Below are 6,657 nucleotides of genomic sequence, written 5' to 3'. Positions count from 1 at the left end.
CCCCGGAACTCCGCACCCAAGGGCTCCCGGGGCCCGGCACCCCACTCCCCCCACAGAACCCGACCGACCACCCAACCTCCCGACTCAGACGGACACACCATGCCCCACTCCACCACCCCCGCCCTGAACTGGATCGACGGCGCCTGGACCGACTCCCCCGTCCACGACGACAGCTACGACCCCGCCACCGGCACCCACATCGGCACCTACGCCAAGGCCACCCGCGACCAGGTCGAGCAGGCCATCGCCGCCGCGGACCGTGCCTTCCGCAACACCTCCTGGCGCCACGACCGCCAGCGGCGCGCCGCCGTCCTCAACGCCATGGCCGACCGCATCGAGGAACACCGCGACGAACTCATCGACCTCCTCGCCCTCGACAACGGCAAGGTCAAGGCCGAAGCCGCCCTCGAGATCGACATGGTCGCCCCCAAGCTGCGCTACAACGCCGCACTCGCCCTCAGCGACTTCGGCCGCGCCGCCGAGATACGCCCCGGCCGCTACTCGATGGTGGTCCGCGAACCCCTCGGCGTCGCCGGCGTCATCACGCCGTGGAACTCCCCGGTCATCCTGACCATCCGCTCCCTGGCCCCCGCCCTGGCGGCCGGCTGCACAGCCGTCGTCAAGCTCCCCGAACAGACCGCCCAGATCAACCGCCTGTTCACCGAGATCATCACGCAGACCGAAGGCCTGGAGCCCGGCGTCCTCAACATGCTCACCGCCGACCGCGACGCCGCAGCGGCTCTCATCGACTCACCCGATGTCCCCGCCATCAGCTTCACCGGCAGCACCGCCACCGGAAAGGCCATCTCCGCCGCCGGCGCCGCCCACCTCAAGCGCTTCGGCCTGGAACTCGGCGGAAAGACCCCGATCATCCTCTTCGACTCCGCCGACCTCACCGAGGCTCTGCCGGTCGTCGAGAAGGCCCTGACCACTTTCGCCGGCCAGTTCTGCATGACCGGGAGCCGTCTGCTCGTCCACCGCTCCCTCGCCGACCAGGTCCGCGACCAGCTCGCCCAGCGCCTGCGCGCCGTCCGGCCCGGCCCCGCCGCCGACCCCGACAGCGACATGGGCCCCCTCATCGACCAGGCCAACGTCACCCGCGTCAACACCCTCGTCGACGACGCCATCGCCGCCGGCGCCCGCCCGATCGTGCGCGGCGGCCCCGTCACCGAGGGGCCCCTCGCCGACGGCGCCTTCTACCGCCCCACCCTCCTCGAAGTCGACGACTCCTCCCTGCCCATCGTCCAGGAGGAGGTCTTCGGCCCGGTCCTGACCATGCAGGTCTTCGACACCGAGAGCGAGGCCGTCGCCCTCGCCAACGACAGCGTGTACGGCCTGGCCGCCAGCGTCTGGAGCCGCGACGTCGACCAGCCGCTGCGCGTCGCCCGCGAACTCGAGGCCGGCACCGTCTGGATCAACGACTGGGCCACCATCTACGACGAGTTCGAAGAGGGCGGCTACAAGCACAGCGGCCAGGGCCGCCTCAACGGCATCGCCGCCCTCGAGGACTTCACCGAGTACAAGCACATCGCTCTGCGCCCCGGCACCATCGAGCCCTGACCGCCGCCCGGCCCGGCGGCACCCTCCGCCGGGCCGGGCCCGCGCAGCACACCTCGCCGCCCGGCCCTCACCCGGCCGGAGCACCGCCACGGGCGCCACCACACCCCTGTACGCACCGCAGCACACACCACCGTCAGGAAGAAAATGGCACACCTGAAGATCATCGTCGCCAGCACCCGACCGGGCCGCGTCGGCCTGCCCGTCGCCAAATGGGTCGAGGCGGAGGCCCGCGCGCACAAGGGCTTCGACGACATCGAACTCGTCGACCTGGCAGAGGTCGGTCTGCCCTTCATGAACGAACCGAACCACCCACGACTGGGCCAGTACGTCCACCAGCACACCCGTGACTGGAGCAAGAAGGTCGCCGAGGCCGACGCCTTCGTCTTCGTCATGCCGGAATACAACTACGGCTACAACGCCGAACTGAAGAACGCCATCGACTACCTGTACAACGAATGGCAGTACAAGCCCGTCGGCCTGGCCAGCTACGGCGGCGTCTCCGCCGGCACCCGCGCCGCCCAGATGATCAAACAGGTGGTCACCACCCTCAAGATGGTCCCCCTGAACGAGGCGATCTCCATTCCCTTCGTCCATGACCTCCTCGACGACGACAGGACCATCGTCCCCAACGACGTCATGCGCGAGGCGGCCACTCTGATGCTCGACGAACTCGCCCGCGTCGAAGCGGCCCTCCGCCCCCTGCGGACCTCACAGCCGGACAGCGACTGACCACCCGCCCGCATCCGCCGGCGCCCACCGCCGCCGAGCGCGGCCCCGTCCGCGCCTTCCGGCCCGGACCCTCTGACGCGGGGCGCCCCTCTGCGGGCGCCCCGCGGTCCTGTGCACAGGGACACAGGGGGCAAAGGTTCGTGGACCGGATGTGCGGGGGAACATGAGGCATGCATCCGGACCAGTGGCATCTCGGCGACGACCTCGACGAATTCCATCTGCGGGCCGGCGGATTCCTCCGCTCGCGGCCCGTACCGCACAACACCCCCCTCACCACCCTGGAGAAGTGGCGCAACCAGCCGGGCGCCTACGAGCCCGGCACCGTGCTCTTCGGGCGGCTGGAGGCGGACGGCGCGACCGAGGCCGTGTTCTACCGCCCGCCGAGCAACCGGCTGACCCTCACCCCGCTCACCCCCGAACGCGCCGACACGCTCGCCGCTCACCTGCTCGACCGGCTGCCCGAGCAGCGGGCTCCCCTCGCCGGCGTCACCGCCGACCGGGAGACCGCCGAGGCGTTCGCCGAAGCCTGGGCCCGCCGCACCGGCGCCAGGCCCGCCGTACGGGTCCGCATGGGGCTGTACCGGCTGGGCACGCTCACCCCGCCCGACCCGTACCCGAAGGGTCGCGGCAGGCCCGCCGACCTCGACGACCTGCCGCAACTGCTCGACTGGTGCCGCGAGTTCGCCGCCGACGTCGGCGAGGACGTCACCGTGGACCCCGCGACCTGGGCCGGGACCCGCTTCGCCGAGAAGCGCTACACGTTCTGGGAACTGCCCGACGGCACCCCCGTGTCGATGGCGGGCGCCAACCCGATGGTCGCCGGCATGGTCCGTGTCGACCCCGTCTACACCCCCGCCCCGCTGCGCGGCCGGGGCTACGGGGCCGCCGTGACCGCCGAGGTGTGCCGCGCCGCGCGCGAGGCGGGCGCCACGGAGGTCGTGCTGTACACGAACGCCGCGAACCCCACCAGCAACGCCCTGTACCGGAGGCTGGGGTTCGAGCGGGCGGCCGACTGGGCGGTGTACGACTTCTCGTACGACACCCGATGACGCCTCCCCGGAAAGGGAGCCGACGGCCCGTCAGCGGCGCGGCGGGAGCTTCGGCCGTGACCGGTCCGGTACGTCGCTGTAGTCGGGCGGCGTCGCGGGCGGGTTGGTCTCCAGCAGCTCCAGCGCGAGCTGTACGGCGTCGTCGAGCTGGGCGTGCCGCCCTTCGGCCCAGTCGAGGGGGGTGCGCAGCGCCTCGACGTCGGGGGTGACGCCCTGGTTCTCCACGGACCAGCCGTAGGCGTCGAACCAGGCCGCGTTCATCGGCACCGTGATGACCGTGCCGTCGCCGAGGCGGTGGCGGCCGGTCATGCCGACGACACCGCCCCAGGTGCGCTGCCCGACGACCGGGCCCAGCTTCAGCAGCTTGAACGCGGCGGTGATCATGTCGCCGTCGGAGGAGGTCGCCTCGTCGCACAGGGCGACGACCGGGCCGCGCGGCGCGTTGGAGGCGTACGACACCGGCTCGGCGTCGCGGGTGAGGTCCCAGCCGAGGATACGCCGGGTGAGTTTCTCCACGACGAGTTCGCTGATGTGCCCGCCGGCGTTGCCGCGCACGTCCACGATCAGCGCGGGCAGGGACATCTCGCGGCGCAGGTCGCGGTTGAACTGGGCCCAGCCGGAGCCGCCCATGTCGGGGATGTGGAGGTAGCCGCAGCGTCCGCCGCTCAGTTCGCGGACGACCTCGCGGCGTTTGGCGACCCAGTCCTGGTAGCGCAGGGGGCGTTCGTCGACGAGGGGGACGACGGCGACCCGGCGGGCCCGGCCGGCCTCGCCCTCGGCGGGGGTGAACGTCAGCTCCACCGTCGTACCCCCGGCTCCGGCGAGCAGCGGGTACGGTCCCGTGACCGGGTCGACTGGGCGGCCGTCGACATGGGTGAGGACGGCGCCTTCGCGGATGCCGGTGCCGGCGAGCGGGGAGCGGGCCTTGGAGTCGGAGGAGTCGCCGGGCAGGATGCGTTTCACCGTCCAGCCGGCTTCCCGGCGCACGAAGTTCGCGCCGAGCAGGCCCTGCCTGCGCTGGTAGTGCGGGGGGCCCTCGTCGCGGCGGGCTGCGGAGACATAGGCGTGGGAGGTGCCGAGTTCGCCGAGCGCCTCGCGCAGCAGGTCCGCGAACTCGTCGGGGGTGGCGACGCGTTCGACGAGCGGCCGGTACTGGGCGAGCACCCCGTCCCAGTCGACACCGCTCATCCCCGGGTCCCAGAAGTAGGCGCGGATCAGCCGGCCCGCCTCCTCGTAGGCGCCGCGCCACTCGGCGCCCGGGTCGGCCTCGTGGAGGATGCGGCGCAGATCGATCCAGGTGGTGGAGTCGCTGTCGCCGATCTCCGTGGCGGGCACGGCCCGCAGATCGCCCTCGTCCATGACGACGAGCCGGGTGCCGTCGCCGCTGACGGCGAACCAGTCGAGGTGGCCGACCAGCTCGGACCGCTTCGCCTTGACGAGGTTGAAGTGCTCCAGGGTGGGCCGCTCGCTGGGGTCGCCCGGGTTGGCGAACGTCTCACCGAGCGCGCCGGAGATCGGCCAGCGCAGCCACACCAGCCCGCCGCCCGCGACCGGGTGCAGGGCGCTGTACTTGGACGCCGGCACCGGGAACGGTGTCACCCGGCTCTCCAGGCCCTCCGCCTCCACGGTGACGCTGCCGTCGCCGGTGTCCTCGTCCTCCAGCGGGTCCAGGCCGCCGGCGGCGGGTCGGCCCTCCGGGTTCAGGGCGAACGGGGACGGTGTCGCCGACGACAGGGGCACCAGGTAGGGGCGGCAGCCGAGCGGGAAGGACAGATCGCCGGTGTGGACGTCGTACACCGGGTCGAAGCCCCGCCACGACAGGAAGGCGAGATAGCGGCCGTCACGGGTGAAGACGGGATTCTCGTCCTCGAAGCGGCCGTCGGTGACGTCGACGATCCACTGGTCCCTGATCCGGGCGAGTTTGATCTGTCGCAGGGAGCGGCCGATGCCGGGATGCGACCAGGCCAGCCAGGAGCCGTCCGGCGCGAACGCGAGGTCGCGCACGGGCCCGTTGGTGGAGCGCAGCAGTTCGGTGACCTCGCCGTTGGAGCCCTCGGTGACGTCGAGGAGGAGCAGCCGCCCGTCGTGCGCGGCGATCGCGAGGCGCTCACCGGCCGGGTCGGACACCATCTCCAGCACCCGGCCCAGCTCACCGGAGGCCAGCCGGCGGGGGGCGCGGTCGCCGGTGGCGCGCGGCAGATGACCGACCTCGACGGCGTCCTCGCCCTCGGCGTCGGTGACATAGGCGACCTGGCCGGTGGAGCCGAGCATCTCCGGCAGTCGTACGCGTACGCCGGGGGTGTCGGTGAGGGTGCGGGCGGGGCCGTCGCGGTGGGTGAGCCAGTACAGGCTGCCGCGTACCACGACCGCGCTGGCCCGGCCCGTCTCGTCCACGCTCAGCCCGTCGACGTGCTGCGCGGCGGGCACCTGGTAGCGGCGGCGTCCGGCGCGCGGCCCGGACAGCCGGACGTCCAGCCGGCGGGGCACGGCGTCCGGGGCGAGGTCGTCCACCAGCCACAGGTCGCCGCCGCACTGGTAGACGACGCGGCTGCCGTCGCTCGCCGCGTGGCGGGCGTAGAAGGCGTCGTGGTCGGTGTGCCGGCGCAGATCGGAGCCGTCGGGGGCGCAGGAGTAGAGGTTGCCGATGCCCTCGTGGTCGGAGAGGAAGGCGATACGGCCGGCGACGAACATGGGGGAGTGCAGATGCCCGGCGAGGTCGGCGAGGAGCCGTTTGCCGTGCAGCCACAGCCGGCCCGTCGCGCCGCCCCGGTACCGCTTCCACGCGGCCGGCTCGTGCGGGGGCGTACCGGTCAGCAGCAGTGTGCGGCGCACCCCGTCGAGGTCGGCGACCTGGATGTCGGTGACCGGGCCCCACGGCAGTTTGCGGCCGGGGTCGCCGCCGGGGGACACCTTGTAGGCCCAGGTGAAGTGGGAGAACGGCTCGCCGTGGGAGGTGACGGCGAGGATGTCGCTGTGCCCGTCGGTGTCGGGCGGGGTCCAGCCGCAGACCTGGGTGTCGGTGTTGCCCCAGTAGGTCAGCTGCCGGCTCTCGCCGCCGTCGACGGGGACGAGGTGGATCTCGGGGACGAGGCTGCGCCACGAGGTGTACGCGATGTGCCGGCCGTCGGGGGAGAAGCGGGGGTGGCCCGTCTTGGTGCGGTCGACGGTGAGCCGCCAGGCGCGGGCCCCGCCGTCGAGCGGGGCGAGCCAGAGGTCGTCCTCGGACACGAAGCACAGCAGATCGCCGTGGAGATGGGGCAGGCGCAGATAGCTCACCCACCCATGCTTTTCCGGGGGAGGGGGGCGGGCAACTCGTGGG

General features: G+C 72.5%; 4 protein-coding genes. 3 read left to right on the top strand and 1 reads right to left on the bottom strand.

The features are described from left to right. Nucleotides 1–99: 99 nt before the first annotated feature. The 3 genes from MTQ10_RS25965 (at nucleotide 100) to MTQ10_RS25955 (ending at nucleotide 3,338) form a co-directional block, all read left to right on the top strand. Nucleotides 100–1,560 carry an aldehyde dehydrogenase family protein gene (locus MTQ10_RS25965; RefSeq protein ID WP_247472591.1) on the top strand — a complete coding sequence of 487 codons (1,461 nt, stop codon included), beginning with the start codon at nucleotides 100–102 and terminating at the stop codon, nucleotides 1,558–1,560. Between the two features lie 144 nt (nucleotides 1,561–1,704). Further along, a complete protein-coding gene (locus MTQ10_RS25960) occupies nucleotides 1,705–2,289 on the top strand; it encodes an NADPH-dependent FMN reductase (RefSeq protein ID WP_247472590.1) in 585 nt (194 codons plus the stop codon). A 170-nt stretch (nucleotides 2,290–2,459) separates the two neighbouring features. Next, on the top strand, nucleotides 2,460–3,338 hold the full coding sequence (locus tag MTQ10_RS25955) for a GNAT family N-acetyltransferase (RefSeq protein ID WP_247472589.1): 879 nt from the start codon (nucleotides 2,460–2,462) through the stop codon (nucleotides 3,336–3,338). Between the two features lie 30 nt (nucleotides 3,339–3,368). Here MTQ10_RS25955 and MTQ10_RS25950 read toward each other — a convergent pair whose 3' ends face one another. Beyond that, a complete protein-coding gene (locus MTQ10_RS25950) occupies nucleotides 3,369–6,614 on the bottom strand; it encodes a S41 family peptidase (RefSeq protein WP_247472588.1) in 3,246 nt (1,081 codons plus the stop codon). Nucleotides 6,615–6,657: the final 43 nt, after the last annotated feature.

The organism is Streptomyces sp. XM83C (assembly GCF_023072675.1).
Classification (GTDB): Bacteria; Actinomycetota; Actinomycetes; order Streptomycetales; family Streptomycetaceae; genus Streptomyces; species Streptomyces thermocoprophilus.
Note: the sequence above shows the minus strand (reverse complement) of the source record. Positions and strands in the feature narration are given on the sequence as shown.